The sequence below is a fragment of the Bradyrhizobium sp. Ce-3 genome (genome assembly GCF_022835695.1).
Taxonomy (GTDB): Bacteria; Pseudomonadota; Alphaproteobacteria; order Rhizobiales; family Xanthobacteraceae; genus Bradyrhizobium.
Map to the genome: position 1 here is coordinate 121,281 of NZ_BQUV01000005.1, position 20,263 is coordinate 141,543.

The window sequence follows — 20,263 nt, forward strand, 5'->3', positions numbered from 1 at the left end:
CCCGTCATTATAGGACCAACTGCTACTCCCATTCAATTTCCGAGAATGCTGCAGTTGCGTTGCGGGCGTTGTAGTCGTCGAACAATTGCCAGTGCGGCCGCTCGCCGACCGCGGCGCGCTCCGCCGCAGCCGTGATCGGCTCGCCGCTTGCGACCAGCGCGCGCACATCCGCGGCCAGCGTCTCAAGGTAACGCCGCTCGTCGGCGAGCGCCGCAGGCCACGCACTCACGGGTCCGTGACCGGGAACCACGCGCGCGGCGGGAATAGCCGCGAGGCCGTCGAGCGCGCGCAGCCAACCCTTGAGGCTGCCGTCGACCACGGGGATATGCTCGAGGAACACCAGATCGCCTGCGAACAGGGTCCCGGTGTGTTCATCGAAGACGGTGAGATCGTTGTCGCTGTGGGCGGGCGGCCACGCCTTCAGCGTAAGGGTCCGTCCGCCGAGGTCGAGCTTCAGCGTGTCATCGACCAGCACGGTCGGCGGGATGATCTTGACCTCGTCGATCAACGCGTCGCCCATGGTCCGGCGAAATCCGTCGAGGTAGAATTGTCCGCGTGCCGCCAGCGCACGGGGCAGCATCCTGTGACCGACGAAACCGGTCCCGTCGCCGACGAACGCCGCGTTGCCGAAGCTGTGGTCCGGGTGCGCGTGGGTGTTGATCACGTAGCGGATCGGCTTGTCGCTATGGCTGCGCACCGCCGCGAGCAATTGCCGCCCTTCGCTGACGCTGCCGCCGGTATCGACGACGGCGACGGCGCTGTCGCCGACCACGAATCCGACATTGGCGATGGCGCCTTCGTTGTCGCGCGTCATCAAGGAAGTGACCCCGCTGTGAACGAAGATTCCGGGAGCGACTTCGCTCACAGGCAATTCCGCCTCTTGCCCCCGCGCTATGGTCGGCGCCCAAAGCACCAGGAGCAGCGCAAGCACCGATCCGCCATGAACCATCTTTCCGCCTCAGTTTCCCAGGGACGCGCGATCGATGTCGTCGTGCTCCAGTGTGCGCTGCAACAAGCAACGCGGCACAATCACGATGATTATTCCTGTTGCACGTCATGGTGCGCCGGGCAATTGGTGGATCGCGGCGATCGATCCGATCACGAGGAGACGACGTAATGAGAATTGTCGGATGCCGTCCTGTTCTGCTCGCGCTTTTGGGCCTGGTTGGCAGTCTCGCCGGCGGCGGCATCGCGCGCGCCCAGGTCAGTGATCAGGGCGAACTCTCGATCGAGCTCGTCGACGCCAAGGTGCTGCGCATCTGCGCAGATCCGCGCAACCTGCCGTTCTCGAACGAGAAGGGCGAGGGCTTCGAGAACAAGATCGGCGAGCTGTTCGCCGAGAAGCTGCAGAAGAAGCTCGACTACATGTTCTTCCCGCAGGCGACGGGCTTCGTGCGGATGACGCTTGCCGCGCATCGCTGCGACGTGATCATGGGCTTTCCGCAAGGCGATGACCTCGCGCAGGGCACCAATCCCTATTACCGCACGGCCTATGCGTTGGTGACCAAAGCGGGCGGCGAGCTCGATCAGGTCACGACGCTCGAGGACGAGCGGCTGAAGGGGAAGCATATCGGCATCGTCGCAGGAACGCCGCCCGCCACCAACATGGCCGCCGCCGGCCTGATGGGCAACGCGAAGCCTTATCCGCTGATGATCGACACCCGCTACGATTCGTCGGCCGGGGCGATGATGGACGACCTTGCCAAGGGCGAGATCGACGCCGGCGTCCTGTGGGGGCCGATGGCAGGCTTCTATGCCAAGAAGGCGAACCCGCCGCTGCACGTCACGCCGCTGGTCAAGGAGACCACGGGACCGAAGCTGGTCTATCGCATCGGCATGGGCGTGCGCGGGTCCGACCAGAACTGGAAACGGCAGCTCAATCGCCTGATCCAGGAGAACCAGCCGGCGATCAACAAGATCCTGCTCGACTACGGTGTTCCGCTGCTCGACGAGAACGACCGCCCGATCGGCCCGGAGACCGCGACCAAGTCGCCATGATCAGGCTCGCGGCCGTGCTGGCGGTGATGTTGGTCGCCGATTCGGCGGTCCGCGCACAGGATCCGCCCGCAGAGCCGGAAGGCTATCGCACCGAGGATTACCGCGCACCGGTGCCGGTGACGCTCGCCGGCGCGCGCGTGCTTACGACCACGGAGGCGGAAGCGATCTGGCGCGACAAATCAGCCGCTTTCGTCGACGTGCTGCCGCGCGCGCCGAAGCCGAACCTTCCCGCGGGCACGGTTTGGCGCGAGCGGCCGCATCTCAACATTCCCGGCAGCATCTGGCTGCCCGACACCGGCTACGGCAAGCTCGCCGCTTCGACCGAGGATTACCTGCGACGCGGCCTGGTCCGCGCATCCGGCGACGACAGGGCAAAACTGCTCGTGATCTACTGCCAGGAGAGCTGCTGGATGTCATGGAACGCGGCCAAGCGCGTGCTGTCCTACGGCTACCGCAACGTGGCGTGGTATCCGGAGGGTACCGACGGCTGGGGGCGCGCCAAATTGCCGCTGGCGGAGGCGGAGCCGGAGCCGCGTCAGGGCGAGCAGTGAGCCCGTCCTCACGCGTCGCACCAGTTATTTCTGCTTGTCGAGCTTGCCGATGGTCTTGCCGCCATCGCTGTCTGAGGTGGTGAACGTCACCTTGTCGCCGGCGTGGAAATCCTCCAGCGACTGTCCCTTGGGCACCTTGTATTCCTGCATCGCGCCGCCCGCAGCGCCCACCGTTCCGCTTTGCGTCTGCTGGAGCGAGATGGTTCCACTCAACCGGTCAATCTTGGTGACTATTCCGGTCATGGGTTGCTGGGCCAAAGCCGCTGTGGTGATCAGGCTCGCGGCGGCGAGGCTGGTCATGACGATCTTGGCTGCTCTCATCGAGGTCTCCCAACTTCAGATACAGTTGAAGACAACGAGCGGGGAGCGCAGTTTGTTCCGGACCCGCGCGGCCCGGGGAACGCTTTACGAGGCGCGTTAATGATCGCCGGGGCGATCGGTCGCAGGCCTCAATCCAGCTCCTGCTGGATGGTGCGGCCCAGCGCGAACAGGCGCTGATCGATCGCGGTCGGCACCTCGCAGACGAACTTCACCACGCGCCCGCGGTCCTCGAAGATCCGCGTCTCCCAGACCAGCTGATTGCCGAGCTCATCGACCTTGGCCTGGTCCGGCGGCGTGGCGTCCTGCAGCGCCTGCAGCTTGATCGTATCGTCACGGATCTTCTCCGCGGCTTCACGCTGCTTGCGCATCACGCGCTCCAGCCCGTTCATGACCGAGGCCCGCTGCCCGTTGAGCGTATCGAACAGGCCCGCAAACAGCAGCTTTCCCGCATTGGCCTTGTCGGCCGCCGAGGCCTGCAGGAACTCGGTGATCTGCTTCTGCGCATCCTCGAGCGGAACGCGGCGCGCCGCGAGCCGGGTGGCGAGTGCGCTGATCTTCGGATCGTCCCTCCATTTGGTCTCGGCGTCGCCAAGCGGCGGCCCGGCCCAGACCGCGGCAAGCGAGATATCCGGCACCTTGGCCTGCTGGCAGGGCCAGTCCGGATAGCGCGGGTCCGCAGCCGATGCGATCTGGCTCGACAGAACCATTGCAAGCAGCGCACCCAGTCCTGTTCGCCAGCCCATCATGCCTCGCCTCCGCCCGGTCCACGGCGCACCAGGCCGCGCGATGGATCGTAAGCCAGGATCGCGCCGATCATGAACACCACCGTGCAGCCGCCGACCACCGCGAGCGAAACCCAGTTCATCTTGCCGTAGAGCGCAAACCGGATCAGCTCCACCGCATGGGTGAACGGATTGCACTGGCAGACATAATACAGCATCGGGCTGCCTTCCTGCACGCGCCACAGCGGGTAGAGCGCCGACGATGCAAAGAACATCGGGAAGATGACAAAGTTCATCACGCCGGCGAAGTTTTCGAGCTGCTTGATGCTGGCCGAGATCAGCATGCCCAGTGCGCCGAGCATCAGACCCGACAGCACCAGCGCCGGAAGCACCGTGAGGTAGCCGATGGTCGGCGGCGTGATGTCCCAGAACCACGCGATCAGCAGGAAGGCGTAGACCTGCAGCAGCGACACCGCCGTGCCGGCGAGCAGTTTGCAGAACAGCAGATAGCCGCGCGGCAGCGGGCTGACCAGCAGCGTGCGCATGTTGCCCATCTCGCGGTCATAGACCATCGACAGCGAGGATTGCATGCCGTTGAACAGCTGGATCATCGCCATAAGTCCGGGCGCGATATAGACCTCGTAGAGGATGTAGGTCTCGTAGGGCGGGATGATCGAGATGCCGAGCACCTGACGGAAGCCGGCCGCGAAGATGAACAGCCAGACCAGCGGCCTGACCAGCGCCGAGACGAAGCGCTCGCGCTGATGCAGGAAGCGCAGCGCTTCGCGCCACACGATACCGTTCAGACAGACGATGTATTCCGACACCGAGAAGCCGCTTCGTTCAGGCGTGGCCGTCGTGCTGCTCATGTTGGCGGTTTTCCGGTGAGGGTTGCCGTTCCGGTCAGGCGCATGAACGCAGTGTTGACGTCCTGGGCACCGGCGTCGGCGATGACGCGCGACATCGGCCCGTGCGCCAGCATTCGGCCCTGATGCAGCACGACGAGGTCGTCGCCCGGCATGATCTCGTCGAACAGATGCGTCGCCCAGAGCACGCCGATGCCCTGTTCGGTGACGAGTTGGCGGACATGGTCGAGAATGTCGGCGCGCGCCTTGACGTCGAGCCCGACGGTGGCCTCGTCGAGCAGCAACAGCCTGGGACGGTGCAGCAGCGCACGGGCGATCTCGAGCCGCCGCATCTGGCCGCCCGAGAGATCGCGCACCTTGCTGGCGGCGCGATCGGCAAGCCCGATGCGGCCGAGTACCTCGGCGCTGCGCAGCCGCGCCTCGCGCCTGGAGATGCCGTGCAGCGCAGCGTGATACAGCAGGTTCTGCGTCAGCGAGAGATCGAGATCGAGCGTGCGCGGCTGGAACACGACGCCCATCAGCCGCAGCGCTTCACCGGGCGTCCGGCTGATGTCATGGCCGAAGATCTTGATCTGGCCGTTCTGGATGCCGAACAGCCGCGTCACCAGCGAGAACAGCGTGCTCTTGCCGGCGCCATTGAGGCCTAGCAATGCGGTGAAGCTCGCCGGCTGAACCGTAAAGTTGACGTCGATCAGGGCGCGGCGCGGACCGTAGCTATGGCTGACATTGCCGATCGACAGCGCCGGCTGCACGGCCGCGGCCGCTCCGGGGCCTGTGCTCGGCGAGGGCGGGCTTGCGATATGGGCGTCGGTTGCGGTCATGGCTGCGCGATCGTGATCCCCCAGGGCAGTTCGCCGACCTGAATGGTCTTGATCACCTTCTGGGATGCGACGTCGATCACCGAGACGTCGTTCGACACGCCGTTGGTGACCATCAGGTATTTCTCGTCCGGCGTGAAATCCATGTGCCAGACCCGTTGTCCGACCAAGAGATATTTGAGGACCTTGTGGGTCGCGCCGTCGACGACGGCGACGCGGTTGGCGGGGCCGAGCGCGATGAAGGCGGTCTTGCTGTCCTTGGTCATGCCAATGCCGACCGGCTGGATCGCCTCGCTGCGCAGGCCGGGAATCTCGAAAGTGATCTTGCCGGTCACCTCGCGCTTGACCGGGTCGATGATCGACACCGTGCCGCCGATCTCGGATGAGACCCACAATTCGGAGCCGTCACGCTTGAACTGGGCGAAGCGCGGCCGCGAATCGACCAGCACATTGGCGACGATCTGGCGCGTCGTGGTGTCGATGAAGTGCGCCATGTTGGTGGTTTCGGAGGTGTTGATCAGGATCTTGCCGTCCGGGCTGATCGTCATGCCCTCGGGTTCGACACCGACCTGGATGTCGCCGATCCGGGCGCGCTTCTCGAGATCGATCACGGTGACCGTGTTGTCGTTCTCGTTCGCGACATACATGGTCTTGCCGGCGGCGTCCTGGGTGAACAATTCGGGATCGGGACCGGAGGGCAGGGTGTCGACGATCTCCTGGGTCTTGGTGTCGATCACCTGGATCGTGTCGTCGTCGCCGACCGCGACCATCACGAATTTGCCGTCGCGCGAGAACTCGATGCCGCGCGGCCGCTGGCCGACCTTGATGGTTTTGGTCACCGTCCAGCTGTCGGTGTCGATCACGGTGACGGTATTGCCTTTCTCGTTGGAGACGTAGGCAACGAAGGCGGACGCCGGTGTCGCGGCAAGCCAAACGAGCATCCCGGTCAACAGACAGCGGCGCCACATGCGTTTCATCTCCCTCACTGCAGCTTGCACTTCGTTTCAGGCCGGTCAACACCGAGCGTGTCGAGTTCGGAGACCTGATGCAGGAAACCTTCCTGCGGCGAGACCGAAACGACCATACGACCATCGGCCAGCAGGATCGGCTGGCGCAGCTGCAGATTCCAGTCGCGCAGGGTCAACCGCGTGCCCTTGAAGGCGGCGATCGAGAAATCCTTGCTCTTGAGGAAGGCGATGACCTTCTTGGGATCCCCCGAATTGGTCCGCGACGTGGCTTCCCCGATCATGCGCGCCGCCGTCCAGGCCTGCATGTCGAGCGCCGTCATGCGGCGCATGTTCAGCTTGACGAAGCGGTTCTGGATCTGCACGGCACCCCATTGGTCATGCGCCGCGTCCCAGCTGGTCGGCACCAGGCCGGCCGAGCCCGCGACGGGCCGCGGGTCCCAGGTCCGGTACGGCAGGTAGTTCGCGAACACCTCGCTCTCGTCAGCGGCAACCAGCACGTCGTAAGCCGGCGCCTGCTGCGTGAAAACCGGCATCTGGCGCTGAATCAATGTCACGCCAGAGTCGGTGCGGCGCGCGCCGCCGGTGTCCTCGAAGGTTCTTTCCTGGACGATCTTGGCGCCGAAGCGCGTCGCGGCGCGTCGCAGCGCATCGGCGTAGAGCTTGTCCTGATCGTGCGAACCTGCCACCAGCAGCCAGCGCTTCCACTGCTTCCACACCAGATACTGACCGAGCGCATCGGCCAGCATCGAGCGGGTCGGCGCGATGTGGATGACGTTGGCACGGCAGTCCTGCTCGCGCAGCCGATCGTCGATCGCGCCGGCATTCAGCAGCACGGTGCCGCGGTCGCGCAGCGCGTCGGCGACCTTGAGCAGGGCGTCGGCAGGCAGGTCGGTGATGATGTAGTCGTTATGGCCAGCGAGATCGGTTGCGATCTTGACGACATCGTCGCTGTCCTTGACCTTGACCTCGTCGAGCACGAAGCGCTGGTTGAGGAATTTCCCCGTCGTGTTGTTGTCCTCGATCGCAAGCCGGGCGCCGGCGATGCCGTCATTGTCGGCCGGCTGCTCGACCAGAGAAAGCGTCGATTTGATCCCGGCATGGCCGAGATAGCCGATGTGGATCTCGACGGGATCAGCCGCCAGCGCTCCGGTCGCCATCATGCTGAGCGCGATCGTGCCGATCAGCCATCGGAACATAACTCCTCCCGCAGTCTTTCTTCACTCGGCACGGCATTGTCGCACCATGCGTTGACGTGCAAGATGACCGAATTGGCCTGGCTTGCAACCCCGCTTTTTGTCGTTGCGAGGTTACAAATTTCGATTGGTTCACAATCATGAGAACAGGATCTGCATGAGAACAGCGTTTGCGTTCGTCCTATCTTTGCTGGCGATGTCTGCGGGGGCCGTGCGTGCCGAACCGCCCAAGCTCGCGGTGTTCGACCTCGAGATGATCGACACCAGCCTGCAAGGGGAGGTGAACGGGCCGCGGACCGACGAGCAGGCGCGGCTGCTCCGGGCCGGTGATCAGGTACGCAAGGAGCTTGCGGACTCCGGCAAGTTCCGCGTGCTCGATATCGCGCCCGTCAATGCTGCGGCGCACGGCAGCAATCTTCAGGCCTGCGGCGGATGCGACGTGAAACTGGCCGGCGAACTCGGCGCCGATCTCGCGATGACCGGCGTGGTGCAGAAGGTCTCCAACCTGATCCTCAACATCAATCTCTATCTGCGCGACGTGCATAGCGGGCAGTTGGTGGCGGCAGCGAGCGCCGACATGCGCGGCAATACCGACGAATCCTGGTCGCGTGCCACCGACTATCTCGTGCGCAACCGCCTGCTCGCGCCGAACTACGGCGCGCCGCAGGCACGATGAGCGACGGGGATTTGGGAGATTTCTGAATATTAGAAGAGTGCGCCTGAGTTGCCCGACGTGTCAAGTCGTCTGGTCGAACGCCACCGCCGGCTACTTTGCATGGGGTTGTTTTCGACATTTTGGTTTCACGCCGCTTCGGCGCGGGAAGTATCACGCCTTCAGCCGCGCGGCGTGCCAGCGCAGATGATCGGCCATGAAGGTCGAGATGAAGTAGTAGCTGTGGTCGTAGCCCGGCTGACGCCGCAAGGTGAGGGGGATGTTGGCCTTCTCGCAGGCAGCCTTCAGGAGGTCGGGCCGCAGCTGTTCGGCGAGAAACCCGTCAGCGTCGCCGTAATCGACCAGCAGGTCGGAGAAGCGGGCGCCATCCTCGATCAGCGCGACCGCGTCGTGCTTGCGCCACGCCTGCTTGTTGCCGCCGAGATAGCCGCCGAGCGCCTTGTTGCCCCACGGCACCTGCGACGGCGCCACGATCGGTGCAAACGCACTCGCCGCGCGATACCGATCGGGATAACGCAGCGCCACCGTCAGCGCGCCATGGCCGCCCATGGAGTGACCGAGGATCGATTGCCGTGCCGTGTCGACCGGGAATTGCTCGGCGATCAGTTTCGGCAGTTCCTCGGTGACGTAGCTCCACATCCGGTAATTGGTCGCGAACGGTGGCTCGGTCGCATCGACATAGAAGCCGGCGCCAAGGCCGAAATCGTAGGAATTGGCGGGATCGCCGGGGACGCCTTCGCCGCGCGGGCTGGTGTCGGGCGCGACGAAGATCAGGCCGAGCTCGGCGCAGGCCTGCCGGAATTCACCCTTCTCGGTGACGTTGGCGTGGGTGCAGGTCAGGCCCGACAAATAGGTCACGACCGGCAATTTGGCGCCGGCCGCGTGCTCCGGGACGAACACCGAGAACGTCATGTCGGTCTTGGTCTCGCGGCTCGGATGCCGGTAGACGCCTTGCGTGCCGCCATGCGACTTGTTCTGGGAAACCGTCTGCATTGCCATGTTCCTCTGTGTTGGAGTGCTGCGTCAGGCGACGCCACTCTCGATCGCCAGGCGCACCAGCTCGGCCGAGGTGCGCACGCCAAGCTTCTGGCGCATGATCGATGACGTGTTCGCGACCGTCTTGTATGACGAATGCACCAGCCAGGCGATCTCCGACAGGCTCTTGCCGGAACTGAGCAGGCGCAGGATCTCCATCTCGCGCGAGGTGAGCCTGGAGAGCGGATTTTGCGCAAAGCCCGGCCGTGCGAAGGCGACATTACGCGCGATCGCGGGCGGCAGATAGACGCCGCCATTGCCGACCTCGCGCACCGCCTCCACCAGATCATTGGGATCGCCGGTCTTGGAGACGTAGCCTTTGGCGCCGATGTCGATGGCGCGCGCGGCGAACACCGGGTCGTCGTTCATGCTGAACATGATGAGGCGCGCGGATGCATCGCGCGTCAGGATACGGCGCGCCAGCTCGAAGCCCGATACGGTCGGCAGATTGATGTCGATCACGCAGAGATCGGGCTTTTCCGCGACGAACGCGCGCTCGCCGCTTTCGGCATCGGCGGCTTCGAGCAGGGTGATCTCGGGATCGTCGGCGAACACGGTGCGGCAGCCCGAGGCAACGATGGGATGATCATCAACGATCAGAATGCGCATGGCGTTGTTCCGGCGACCTGCTTCGATTCACTCGTCATCACATCGGCTTGCACGAAGAACACCTCGGTTCCGACCGGTTGTGCACCACGCACGGGATTGCGATAGGGTGCGATTAGATAGCCGGGCAAATTTGGCTGTCAACGATCCTCTCGGAGGAGGGATCGCGGTCGGGGGCAACGTCATGTGGCAAAAGCTATCCTTGCGCGCACGGATCAACCTGCTGCTGGCGCTGATATTGGCACTTGGGCTCGGCATCAATATTGCGCGGCTCGTGCTCGAGGCGGGGCCGCGCGTCCAGGCCGAGGACCAGAGCGTCATCCGGCTGGCGCGCGAGTTCGTCGCGACGATCGTGGCCGATCTCGACGAAGCGCCCGATCCCGATGCGCGGCTCGATCAGATCGTCCAGGACCTGAGCCGGCTGCGCCATGTCAGCATCACGCGGCAGGATGGCGCGAGCGCAAAATCGGCCGAGCGCCCCGAGGGGGACGGCGATACGCGTGCCCCGCCCGAATGGTTCGTCGCGCTCGTACATCCCGAGCAGACCTCGGTGCGGGTGCCGATCTCGGTGCACGGCAAGCCGCAATCGCTTCTCATCACCTCGCATCCCGACGATGAAATCGCCGAAATCTGGGACGGCATCGTCACCCAGCTCGAGGTCGGCTCCGCGATCGCGGTGGCGCTGCTCCTGGTCACGATGCTGGTGGTAGGCCGCGCGCTGGCGCCGCTGGAGGCGCTGTCGCAGGCCATGACCGGCATCGAGGCCGGGAATTACGATGCTCGCGTCGAGCCCGGCGGATCGCCGGAACTGGCGGCAATCTGTGCCAAACTGAACCACCTGGCGGCGACGCTCGGCGAGGCGGTGGACAGCAAGCGGCAACTCGCCGAGCGTGCGGTCTCGCTGCAGGATTCCGAGCGCAAGGAGATCGCACGCGAGTTGCACGATGAGTTCGGGCCCTATCTGTTCGCGCTGCGCGCGCATGCCGGCGCGCTGACCCGGCTGTCGGAGGTCGAGACGCCCGACCGGTCTGCGCTGCGCAAGCACGGCAACGCCATCCTGGAGCAGGTCAACGCGCTGCAGCAGTTCACCCGCCGCATCCTGGAGCGATTGCGGCCGGTGGGATTGGCCGAACTCGGGCTGGCCGAGGCGCTCGGCGCGCTGGTACGGCTGTGGAGCGAAACGCACCCGGAAGTCGAGATCGAGAGCCGCATATCGCCCGATCTCGGCGTCACCGGCGAAATGGCCGACCTGACGATCTATCGCATCGTCCAGGAAGCGCTCACCAATGTGTTTCGACACGCCGGTGCAACGGCGGTCGATATCACGATCGAACCTGCGGAGCGGCAGGCCGGCATGCGCGGCAGCCGCGGCTGCGCGCTGGTGCGGGTCCGCGACAACGGCCGCGGCCTGCTCGCCGAACACCGGCTTGGCCGCGGTTTGACCGGCATGCAGGAACGCATCCTCGCGCTTGGCGGCACGCTCAGGATCAATTCCGGCGACGATGGCGTGACGGTCGAGGCGCTGGTGCCGAAGGCCACGCGGGCCTAAAGAACCGGCCGCGGCCAATATTTGAAGGCGGCCCATGCCAGCGCCATTGCGCCGGCGATCCAGAGCACGATGATCGCGATCATTCCGCCCCGGCTGATCGGACGCTGCAAGACCGCGCTGGCCTTGGTGCGGCATTCCGCCATGACCTCATCTGGAATGAGGGCGATCGCAAGCCAGATGCCGAGCGGAAGCAGAATCAGATCGTCGAGATAGCCGATGACCGGGATGAAATCCGGAATCAGGTCGATCGGGGAAAGTGCATAGGCCGCAATGGCGATCGCAAGGGCCTTCGCGTACCACGGTACGCGCGGATCGCGCGATGCGAGATAGAGCGCAACGCTGTCGCGTTTGACGCTGCGCGCCCAGGTTCGGATTGACGAAAGCTTGCTGGCGGACGTCATGGCATGCCGCCTGCACGCCAGACCGAAACGCTATTCCAGTACCACGTCCACCGGCATGCCGCCGTGCTGGCCCTTGTGGACGGAGGAGGGCGCGATGCCGAAATACTTCCGGAATACGCGGCTGAAATGCGACGAACTCGAGAAGCCCCACGAGAACGCGACATCGGTGATGGTCTTGCCGTTCTGCGACTCCAGCTCCTGCCGGCAATTCTGCAGCCGCGCCTTCCAGATGTAGTCGCTGACCGTCATGCCGCGGTCGCTGAACAGCATGTGCAGATAGCGCTTCGAGCAGCCGAGCGCCGCCGAAATGCGGTCGATGCAGAGATCGGGATCGCGCAGGTGCTCGCGGATGAAGCCCTGGGCCCGCACATAGGTCGCCTCGGCGCTGCCGCGGTCGAACATGGCGCCGGTTTCGCGCAGCGGCAGCAGCAGCAGGTCGATCAGCGCATCGGCGACGCCGACTGCGTTGACGGGGGTCAGCGTCGGTGCCTCGCCGAACGCCGCATGGACGAAATCATAGGCGATGCGGCCGGTGCCGTTGCGCGCCGACAGCTTGCACGGCGCCATCTTGGAGAGCTGGAAGCCGCGTTCCTTGAGCAGGTCCTTTGGAACGATGACGACCTCGTGACGCGTCAGGGACGGGCTGATGATCGTGTGCGGACACGACACGTCGTAGGCGAAGCAGTCGCCCGGCATGATGTCGAAGTGCAGACCGTCCTGCTCGAAATGAGAGACGCCGTGGGTCTGGAACACGATCTTGATGTAGGGGTGCTCGCTCAGCTTGATGCGCGAGATGGTATGCGCGATCCGGTGCTGGCTTGCCTCGATCTGGCACAGTTTCAACCGCGAGACCGTCGTGAAATTGATCCGGCCCTCAAGCGAGGATCCCTCGAGCGCATCGACGTCGAACTGACCGCAGAGATCAGTGAGCGCATCCGACCAGCGCTGGATCTGACGCTTGGGCGTCAATCCGTTCGTGCTGAGTGAATGGACTGTATCGGACATCTTTCCAGCCACCGATTCGATCCCCAACGTGACTGCCCACAGAGCTTAGGTCTGGTCCGGGATGATGCGCCTTCTCCCTGATTCTGAACAGCTTAGGGAGGCGACGGGATTTCTTCCCGGTTAATGTCGGGTGATCCTCCGACTTAGTTCTGGGCTCGTCAAGCGCAACCTTGGGCCGGTTCTATCTGCCGCAGGAACAGCACTGAAGGCGTTTGATGCCCTGCAACATGAAGCAGCCTTTTCCTGCCGGTCCGGAGCCCGGCCACAAAAATCTGACAATGCTTCGCTTCTGAGCAAACGGCGCTTCGCTGCTGGGCAAGTCAGCGTGGTTCGAGAGGACTACGACTGAGGCACCAAAATGGAAGAAGTGGGGCCGTTTCGGCGGAAACCCTTGAGCTCTTGAACCTGGGAGGAAAACCACGATGCGCAAGTTGCTTTACGCGACCGGTCTTGGGGCAATGGCGGTATTTGCCGTCGGAGCGGCCAATGCCAACGACGAACTCCACAAGATGGCGCAGAACCCGAAAGACTGGGTGATGCCGACCGGAGACTACGCGAACACGCGTTACTCCAAGCTGAATCAGATCAACGCCTCGAACGTCGGAAAGATGCAGGTCGCCTGGACGTTTTCGACCGGCGTGCTGCGTGGCCACGAAGGCGGCCCGCTGATCATCGGCAACATGATGTACGTGCACACCCCGTTCCCGAACAAGGTCTACGCTATTGACCTTTCCAAGGATAATCAGATCGTCTGGAAATACGAGCCGAAGCAGGATCCGAACGTCATTCCGGTGATGTGCTGCGACACGGTCAACCGTGGCGTCGCCTATGGTGACGGCAAGATCTTCCTGCACCAGGCCGACACGACGCTGGTGGCGCTCGATGCCAAGACCGGCAAGGTGGAATGGACGGTGAAGAACGGCGACCCGAGCAAGGGTTCGACCGGCACCTCCGCACCGATGGTGATCAAGGACAAGGTCCTGATCGGCATCTCCGGCGGCGAGTTCGGTGTTCAGGCGCATATGAGCGCCTACGACATCAAGACCGGCAAGCTGGTCTGGCGCGGCTACTCGGAAGGTCCGGATGACCAGATCCTGGTCGACGACAAGACCACCGAGCTCGGCAAGCCGGTCGGCAAGGACTCGAGCCTGAAGACGTGGCAAGGCGATCAGTGGAAGATCGGCGGCGGCGCGACCTGGGGCTGGATCTCCTACGATCCCGAACTGAACCTCGTGTATTACGGGTCGGGCAACCCCTCGACCTGGAATCCGAAGCAGCGTCCCGGCGACAACAAGTGGTCGATGACGATCTGGGCGCGCAACCCGGATACCGGTGTCGCCAAGTGGGTCTACCAGATGACGCCCCATGACGAATGGGACTATGACGGCATCAACGAGATGATCCTTTCGGATCAGTCGATCGATGGCAAGGCACGCAAGCTGCTGACCCACTTCGATCGTAACGGCCTCGGCTACACCCTCGATCGCGCCACCGGCGAACTGTTGGTCGCCGAGAAGTACGATCCGAAGGTGAACTGGACCTCCGGCGTCGACATGAAGAAGGACTCGCCGACCTATGGTCGTCCGAAGGTTCTTGACGCAGCGTCGACCGACAAGGCCGGCGAAGACCATAACGTCAAGGGCATCTGCCCGGCGGCGCTTGGTTCGAAGGACGAGCAGCCGGCGGCCTACTCGCCGGACACCCAGCTGTTCTACGTGCCGACCAACCACGTCTGCATGGACTACGAGCCGTTCAAGGTGAGCTACACCGCAGGTCAGCCCTATGTCGGCGCGACGCTGTCGATGTATCCGCCTCCTGGTGAGACCAACATGGGCAACTTCATCGCCTGGGACGGCAAGACCGGCAAGATCGTCTGGTCGAACAAGGAGCAGTTCTCGGTCTGGTCGGGTGCACTCGCGACCGCCGGCGGCGTGGTGTTCTACGGCACGCTGGAAGGCTACCTGAAGGCTGTCGACGCCAAGACGGGCAAGGAGCTCTACAAGTTCAAGACTCCGTCCGGCATCATCGGCAACGTCACCACCTATGAAAACAACGGCAAGCAGTACGTTGCGGTTCTGTCGGGTGTTGGCGGTTGGGCAGGCATTGGCCTCGCGGCTGGTCTGACCGATCCGACGGCCGGCCTTGGTGCAGTCGGCGGCTACGCGGCGCTGAGCAACTACACCGCGCTCGGCGGAACGCTCACCGTGTTCTCGCTGCCGCAGCAGTGAGCTGAGCAAGCTCGTTCCGGCGCATGGAGCGATCTCCATGCGCCGGTCCGTCTTCAATCCGCACGCGAGGATATGCTTTTGCGTAAGATCTGGTTTGTGACTGCTGCGATTGTCGTCGTGGCAATGGGCGGAGTTGCCTCCGCCGAGGACGTGGGTGATCCAACCGCCGTCAAATCCGAGGACGGCAAGTGGCTCGACAAGGATGGAAACCCGACGTTCAAGGTGACGTCCGACGGCACGGTGGACTGGTACACCTACTCCGGCTACCGCCGCTATCATTCGGAGTGTCACGTTTGCCACGGACCCGACGGCATGGGCTCGACTTACGCGCCGGCGTTGAAGGACTCGCTGAAGACCATGAGCTACGCGGATTTCATGGGCGTGGTCGCGAGCGGGCGCAAGAACGTGTCGACGGCGCAGGAAAATGTGATGCCGGCGTTCGGCGATAACCCCAACGTTGCCTGCTACATGGACGACCTCTATGTGTACCTGCGCGCCCGCGCCAATGATGCGGTTGGGCGTGTTCGGCCGGCCAAGCATGAAGACAAGTCGGAAGCCTATGGAAAGGCGGAAGACGCCTGCATGGGTAACAAGAACTGAGCGTGTCCGGCGCGAATGACAAACCTGTTTGATGTTTTGTGGAGACCAAGATGAAGACCCGCGCCGCAGTCGCATTCGAAGCAAAGAAGCCGCTTGAAATCGTCGAGCTCGATCTGGAAGGCCCCAAGGCCGGCGAGGTCCTCGTCGAGATCAAGGCGACGGGCATCTGCCACACCGATGCCTATACGCTCGACGGCTTCGACAGCGAAGGCATCTTCCCTTCAATCCTCGGCCACGAAGGCGCGGGCATCGTCCGCGAGGTCGGCGCCGGCGTGACGTCGGTGAAGCCGGGCGATCATGTAATCCCGCTCTACACGCCCGAATGCCGCCAGTGCAAAAGCTGCCTGAGCCAGAAGACCAATCTCTGCACCGCGATCCGCGCCACTCAGGGCAAGGGCGTGATGCCCGACGGCACCTCGCGCTTCAGCTACAAGGGCAAGACGGTCTTCCATTATATGGGCTGCTCGACCTTCTCGAACTTCACCGTGCTGCCCGAGATCGCGGTCGCCAAGATTCGCGAGGACGCGCCGTTCGACAAGAGCTGCTACATCGGCTGCGGCGTCACCACCGGCGTCGGTGCGGTCGTCAACACCGCCAAGGTGACGCCGGGTTCCAACGTCGTCGTGTTCGGCCTCGGCGGCATCGGGCTCAACGTGATCCAGGGCGCCAAGATGGTCGGCGCCGACAAGATCATCGGCGTCGACATCAATGACTCCAAGGAGGCGTGGGGCAAGCAGTTCGGCATGACGCATTTCGTCAACCCGACCAAGGTGTCTGGCGACATCGTCCAGCACCTGGTTGGTCTGACCGACGGCGGCGCCGACTACACCTTCGACTGCACCGGCAACACCAACGTGATGCGCCAGGCGCTGGAAGCCTGCCATCGCGGCTGGGGCGTCTCGGTCGTGATCGGCGTCGCGGAATCCGGCAAGGAGATCGCAACGCGGCCGTTCCAGCTCGTTACCGGACGGGTCTGGAAGGGCACCGCGTTCGGCGGCGCGCGCGGCCGCACCGACGTGCCGAAGATCGTCGACTGGTACATGGGCGGAAAGATCCAGATCGATCCGATGATCACCCACGTGCTGAAGCTCGACGAGATCAACAAGGGCTTCGACCTGATGCACGAGGGAAAATCGATCCGTTCGGTCGTCGTATTCTGAAATCAAAACACCAAGCACTAGGAGGATAGGTCAATGACTGTTCATATCCACCCGTCAGTCGACAATGGCGTCAAGCAAGGCTCCGGCAGTTTCGCCGGCGGCACGCTCGTCTGCAAATGCGCGGACAAGAAGGTCAAGGTCGGGGTCAAGGGCGATGTTGCCCACAACCATGCCTGCGGCTGCACCAAGTGCTGGAAGCCGGCGGGCGCCAACTTCTCGGTGGTCGCGGTCGTTCCGCGCGAGAACGTCACCGTGCTGGAGAACGGCGACAAGCTGAAGATCGTCGATGCGGCCGCGGTGATCCAGCGCCATGCCTGCACCGGATGCGGGACCCACATGTACGGCCGGATCGAGAACAAGGGCCACCCGTTCTATGGCCTCGACTTCATCCACCCCGAGCTGTTCCAGGAGTCCGGCTCGGCCGCTCCGGGATTCGCCGCCTTCGTGTCGTCGGTGATCGAATCCGGCGTCAAGCCGGCCGATATGGCCGGGATCAGGTCGCGGCTGAAGGAGCTTGGGCTCGAGCCCTATGACTGCCTGTCGCCGCCGCTGATGGACGCGATCGCCACCCACGTGGCGAAGTCCAAGGCCGCTTAAGAAGGGCGGCTTGACGAGGCAGCCTGCAGAAGCCGCCTGACAGGGGCGGCAGACGAGGGCGGCCTGATCGGCTGAGCCTGACGAGATTCGGCGCCGGCGGAGGGCCTGCCGGCGACGGATATGCTGGTAGTACCCGTGACCTTGAACCTTGCATGCCCTGCGGGCGACCACAGGGCATGCATTTTATTTTCCGCCTTGCTCTCGTTCTTTCCCCGATCCTGGTCCTGTCGTCGGCCCGCGCCGCGTCGCCGGAAGACCGCTACGTCGCCACGCGTGACGCTGCGATCGCCAAATTCGCCAAGCTATCGAACGACAACAAGATCAATGAGGCCGTCGACAAGGCAGAGGCGGCCGCGCGCGACGAGCTGAAGGGGCAGTTGACCGCCATCCTGTCCCAGCCCGCCCGGCCGGGCTTTACGCTCGCCCAGATCAACCTCGATACTCTATATAAAGGCGACATGGGGTTCGGCATGCTGGACGGTCTGCGCTTCGATGCCGACACCGGCAGGAATGGTGGCAAGATCGGCGAGAAACGTGCCGACGGCAGCTTTGTCGAGCCGAAGGCCCATATCGTCGTCACCACCGAAGCCTTGTTCATCCGCTGGCTGCACGAGCACAAGACCTGGTGGGACAAGGGCAGCAAGAACGTTCCGCAGCAGGTCGAAGCGGCGCTGAAGTTCGAAGGTCTCTACACCCAGGCGATCTCGACCGATGCCGCCGTGATCAACTTCAACGAGCTGCCGGTCGTCAGGCCGGCATCGGCCACCCTGACGTACGGATTCCTGGCCGGCCGCACCCAGGATTCGACTCCCGATGCCGCCGACGAGGTGTTCGTCGCGGCGATTGCCAACGGCAAGGTCTACATCGCCTATGGCGAGATCGAACCCGCGGTGGGAGTGCCGGCCTGCGCCACGATCCGCGCCGATTACAACAAGCGGGCGGATGAAGCGGACGAGAAGCTGCGCCAGAAGCGGATCGACAGGAAGGCGTATGACAAGCTCGGCGACCTGCGTCAGCAGGGCGACGACGCGTTCAAGCACTGCTTCGTCCAGCACGCTCCTGAGCAACCGGCATTCGCCACGGCCACCAAGCAGGCCCAGGCGCTGCTTGAGACGGCGATCGGCAAGTAGTGCAGCGAGCTATTCCCATTCTCCAAACAGCCACAACGCCCACGTCACCTGCATGATCGGCCAGGCCGCAAATGCGGTGCACCACAGCCAATTGGGGAGCGCCTTCCGTCGGCGGCGCAGCTTCACCAGGGAGGCTACCCCAAATGGAACCAGGACAAGAAATGTCGGCGCAAAAAGTGCGCCATAGCCGATCACGAGAGCCGCGTGGTCGGCAATGCGTTCCTGCATGATGGAGTGCAGCACGAAGAAGTATGAAATGAGCAGAACGGGGGCAAACAGAGCAGACGCGGCTGCCGGCGAAAACCCCGTTGAATCGAAGCCGGACCTGCTCACCCATGTCCTGATGATGATCCACCCGGACAAGAACAGGATGATCAGCGGCAATCCCAATTTCAGCAGAACGTCGTGCGCGTTCTCGATGCTCGTCAGATAGCCTGCCACCACGCGCTCCATCCTCTGCGACATCAGCGCTTCGATCGCCTGCGCTCGATGTCGATGTGGCCGCTGTCTTAGCAAGGCGGCGCCGCCGATAATGGATTCTCTCGTGCAGATTACGCGGTTTGTCGTGCAGGCCTCGTGCAGACGAGGTCTGCGGCGCGGGGTTTGATCGACGACCCGCGCCAGCCTATCTTTCCCCGAAAGTTCGGTATCCCGGGGAGACGTCATGAATACCGCCATCAGCCCGTTTCGTATCGCCGTCAGCGACGATGTCCTCGATGATCTCCGCACCCGGCTGCGCCGGACCCGCTGGCCGGAAGCCGAGCTGGTCGACGACTGGAGCCAGGGCGCGCCGCTGCAATGGATCAAGGACATCTGCCACCATTGGGCCGAGACTTATGACTGGCGGCAGCGCGAGGCGCGGCTCAACCGCTTCAGCCAGTTCACCACCGAAATCGACGGGCTCGACATCCATTTCATCCATGTCCGCTCGAAGCATCCGGAAGCGCGGCCGCTGATCATCACCCATGGCTGGCCGGGATCGGTGGTCGAGTTCCACAAGGTGATCGAACCGCTGACCGATCCGACCGCGCATGGCGGCCGCGCGACTGACGCCTTCCACGTGGTGTGCCCGTCACTGCCGGGCTTCGGCTTCTCGGCCAAGCCGGCCGCGACAGGCTGGGGCGTCGACCGGATCGCCAAGGCCTGGGCCGTCCTGATGGCGCGGCTCGGTTACAGCAGCTATTTCGCGCAAGGCGGCGATTGGGGCTCCGCGGTCACCACCGCGATCGGCGGGCAGGACGCGCCGCACTGCGCCGGCATCCACATCACGCTTGCGATGTCGACGCGGCCCAATGTCGAGGGGCAGCCGACGCCGGAGGAGACGCGGGCGCTCAACGGCATCAAATACTATGCCGATTGGGACTCAGGTTATTCCAAGCAGCAATCCACCCGGCCGCAGACGCTTGGCTATGGCCTGACGGATTCCCCGAGCGGGCAGGCCGCCTGGATCCTGGAGAAGTTCTGGGCCTGGACCGACTGCGACGGGCATCCGGAAAACATCCTCGGCCGCGACGAGTTGCTCGACAACGTCATGCTGTACTGGGTCACCGCGACGGCCGCCTCGTCGGCGCGGCTGTACTGGGAAAGCTTCGGGCCGGGCAAGCGAACTCCGCACAAGGTCACCGTGCCGACCGGCGTCGCCGTGTTCCCGAAGGAGATCGTCACGCCGGTCCGCAAATGGATGGAGACCAACTTCACCAACATCCAGCACTGGCGCGAGATGCCGAAGGGCGGACACTTCTCGGCTTTCGAACAGCCCGAATTGTTCGTCCGCGAGGTGCGTGAATTCTTCGGGACGCTGCGTTAGCCGTGTAAAATGGGTGGAGCGAAGCGAAGCCCAAC

22 protein-coding genes are annotated in these 20,263 nt (G+C 63.8%); 10 read left to right on the forward strand and 12 right to left on the reverse strand.

Going from position 1 to position 20,263, the window contains the following annotated elements; translation table 11 throughout:
• Positions 1-22: 22 nt before the first annotated feature.
• The gene (locus BRSPCE3_RS18410; RefSeq protein ID WP_244067414.1) at positions 23-949 is read right to left on the reverse strand and encodes a quinoprotein relay system zinc metallohydrolase 2; all 927 of its coding nucleotides are present in this window, start codon (positions 947-949) and stop codon (positions 23-25) included.
• 167 nt (positions 950-1,116) lie between these two features.
• On the opposite strand from BRSPCE3_RS18410, the gene BRSPCE3_RS18415 reads away from it, so the two are divergent.
• Together BRSPCE3_RS18415 and BRSPCE3_RS18420 are read left to right on the forward strand one after the other, a co-directional pair.
• Complete coding sequence (locus tag BRSPCE3_RS18415; protein ID WP_244067415.1) at positions 1,117-1,998, forward strand: substrate-binding domain-containing protein; 882 nt, start codon at positions 1,117-1,119, stop codon at positions 1,996-1,998.
• Positions 1,995-2,549, forward strand: coding sequence for a PQQ-dependent catabolism-associated CXXCW motif protein (locus BRSPCE3_RS18420; RefSeq protein WP_244067416.1), 555 nt, complete (start codon positions 1,995-1,997; stop codon positions 2,547-2,549). The genes BRSPCE3_RS18415 and BRSPCE3_RS18420 overlap by 4 nt, the downstream gene beginning before the upstream one ends.
• Positions 2,550-2,573: 24 nt before the next feature.
• Here the strand turns inward: BRSPCE3_RS18420 and BRSPCE3_RS18425 are convergent, their stop codons facing one another.
• From BRSPCE3_RS18425 to BRSPCE3_RS18450, 6 genes are all read right to left on the reverse strand, one after another.
• Positions 2,574-2,870 (reverse strand): copper-binding protein, encoded by a 297-nt coding sequence (locus BRSPCE3_RS18425; protein ID WP_244067417.1) that lies wholly within the window; start codon positions 2,868-2,870, stop codon positions 2,574-2,576.
• Positions 2,871-2,998: 128 nt separating this feature from the next.
• The gene (locus BRSPCE3_RS18430) at positions 2,999-3,613 is read right to left on the reverse strand and encodes a hypothetical protein (RefSeq protein ID WP_244067933.1); all 615 of its coding nucleotides are present in this window, start codon (positions 3,611-3,613) and stop codon (positions 2,999-3,001) included.
• Positions 3,613-4,461 carry an ABC transporter permease gene (locus BRSPCE3_RS18435; protein ID WP_244067418.1) on the reverse strand — a complete coding sequence of 283 codons (849 nt, stop codon included), beginning with the start codon at positions 4,459-4,461 and terminating at the stop codon, positions 3,613-3,615. The genes BRSPCE3_RS18430 and BRSPCE3_RS18435 overlap by 1 nt, the downstream gene beginning before the upstream one ends.
• Positions 4,458-5,279, reverse strand: a complete 822-nt coding sequence (locus BRSPCE3_RS18440; protein ID WP_244067419.1) for an ABC transporter ATP-binding protein — start codon at positions 5,277-5,279, stop codon at positions 4,458-4,460. The genes BRSPCE3_RS18435 and BRSPCE3_RS18440 overlap by 4 nt, the downstream gene beginning before the upstream one ends.
• On the reverse strand, positions 5,276-6,253 hold the full coding sequence (locus BRSPCE3_RS18445; protein ID WP_244067422.1) for a YVTN family beta-propeller repeat protein: 978 nt from the start codon (positions 6,251-6,253) through the stop codon (positions 5,276-5,278). Before BRSPCE3_RS18445 ends, BRSPCE3_RS18440 begins: the two co-directional genes overlap by 4 nt.
• A 5-nt stretch (positions 6,254-6,258) precedes the next feature.
• Entirely contained in the window at positions 6,259-7,440 is a 1,182-nt protein-coding gene (locus BRSPCE3_RS18450; RefSeq protein WP_244067423.1) for an ABC transporter substrate-binding protein, read from the reverse strand.
• Between the two features lie 193 nt (positions 7,441-7,633).
• Between BRSPCE3_RS18450 and BRSPCE3_RS18455 the strand changes: the two genes are divergently transcribed.
• Positions 7,634-8,113 (forward strand): DUF3280 domain-containing protein, encoded by a 480-nt coding sequence (locus BRSPCE3_RS18455; protein WP_244067934.1) that lies wholly within the window; start codon positions 7,634-7,636, stop codon positions 8,111-8,113.
• Between the two features lie 150 nt (positions 8,114-8,263).
• On the opposite strand, the gene fghA is transcribed toward BRSPCE3_RS18455, so the two are convergent.
• Complete coding sequence (gene fghA, locus BRSPCE3_RS18460; RefSeq protein ID WP_244067424.1) at positions 8,264-9,109, reverse strand: S-formylglutathione hydrolase; 846 nt, start codon at positions 9,107-9,109, stop codon at positions 8,264-8,266.
• Between the two features lie 24 nt (positions 9,110-9,133).
• Entirely contained in the window at positions 9,134-9,754 is a 621-nt protein-coding gene (locus BRSPCE3_RS18465; RefSeq protein WP_244067425.1) for a response regulator transcription factor, read from the reverse strand.
• A 181-nt stretch (positions 9,755-9,935) separates the two neighbouring features.
• On the opposite strand from BRSPCE3_RS18465, the gene BRSPCE3_RS18470 reads away from it, so the two are divergent.
• Positions 9,936-11,300 (forward strand): histidine kinase, encoded by a 1,365-nt coding sequence (locus tag BRSPCE3_RS18470; protein WP_244067427.1) that lies wholly within the window; start codon positions 9,936-9,938, stop codon positions 11,298-11,300.
• Here BRSPCE3_RS18470 and BRSPCE3_RS18475 read toward each other — a convergent pair.
• Positions 11,297-11,701, reverse strand: a complete 405-nt coding sequence (locus BRSPCE3_RS18475; protein ID WP_244067432.1) for a YkvA family protein — start codon at positions 11,699-11,701, stop codon at positions 11,297-11,299. The genes BRSPCE3_RS18470 and BRSPCE3_RS18475 overlap by 4 nt on opposite strands.
• Positions 11,702-11,731: 30 nt before the next feature.
• A complete protein-coding gene (locus BRSPCE3_RS18480) occupies positions 11,732-12,706 on the reverse strand; it encodes a helix-turn-helix domain-containing protein (RefSeq protein ID WP_244067433.1) in 975 nt (324 codons plus the stop codon).
• Between the two features lie 422 nt (positions 12,707-13,128).
• On the opposite strand from BRSPCE3_RS18480, the gene xoxF5 reads away from it, so the two are divergent.
• The 5 genes from xoxF5 (at position 13,129) to BRSPCE3_RS18505 (ending at position 18,421) form a co-directional block, all read left to right on the forward strand.
• Complete coding sequence (gene xoxF5, locus BRSPCE3_RS18485; RefSeq protein WP_244067434.1) at positions 13,129-14,934, forward strand: lanthanide-dependent methanol dehydrogenase XoxF5; 1,806 nt, start codon at positions 13,129-13,131, stop codon at positions 14,932-14,934.
• A gap of 123 nt (positions 14,935-15,057) precedes the next feature.
• The gene (locus BRSPCE3_RS18490) at positions 15,058-15,534 is read left to right on the forward strand and encodes a c-type cytochrome, methanol metabolism-related (RefSeq protein WP_223969294.1); all 477 of its coding nucleotides are present in this window, start codon (positions 15,058-15,060) and stop codon (positions 15,532-15,534) included.
• A 50-nt stretch (positions 15,535-15,584) separates the two neighbouring features.
• Entirely contained in the window at positions 15,585-16,694 is a 1,110-nt protein-coding gene (locus tag BRSPCE3_RS18495) for an S-(hydroxymethyl)glutathione dehydrogenase/class III alcohol dehydrogenase (RefSeq protein WP_026193090.1), read from the forward strand.
• Between the two features lie 33 nt (positions 16,695-16,727).
• A complete protein-coding gene (gene gfa, locus BRSPCE3_RS18500; RefSeq protein WP_244067436.1) occupies positions 16,728-17,291 on the forward strand; it encodes an S-(hydroxymethyl)glutathione synthase in 564 nt (187 codons plus the stop codon).
• Between the two features lie 176 nt (positions 17,292-17,467).
• The gene (locus BRSPCE3_RS18505; RefSeq protein WP_244067437.1) at positions 17,468-18,421 is read left to right on the forward strand and encodes a hypothetical protein; all 954 of its coding nucleotides are present in this window, start codon (positions 17,468-17,470) and stop codon (positions 18,419-18,421) included.
• A gap of 9 nt (positions 18,422-18,430) precedes the next feature.
• Here the strand turns inward: BRSPCE3_RS18505 and BRSPCE3_RS18510 are convergent, their stop codons facing one another.
• On the reverse strand, positions 18,431-19,099 hold the full coding sequence (locus BRSPCE3_RS18510) for a hypothetical protein (RefSeq protein WP_244067438.1): 669 nt from the start codon (positions 19,097-19,099) through the stop codon (positions 18,431-18,433).
• Between BRSPCE3_RS18510 and BRSPCE3_RS18515 the strand changes: the two genes are divergently transcribed.
• Entirely contained in the window at positions 19,086-20,228 is a 1,143-nt protein-coding gene (locus BRSPCE3_RS18515; RefSeq protein ID WP_244067439.1) for an epoxide hydrolase family protein, read from the forward strand. The genes BRSPCE3_RS18510 and BRSPCE3_RS18515 overlap by 14 nt on opposite strands.
• The last annotated feature ends 35 nt before the right edge of the window (positions 20,229-20,263 follow it).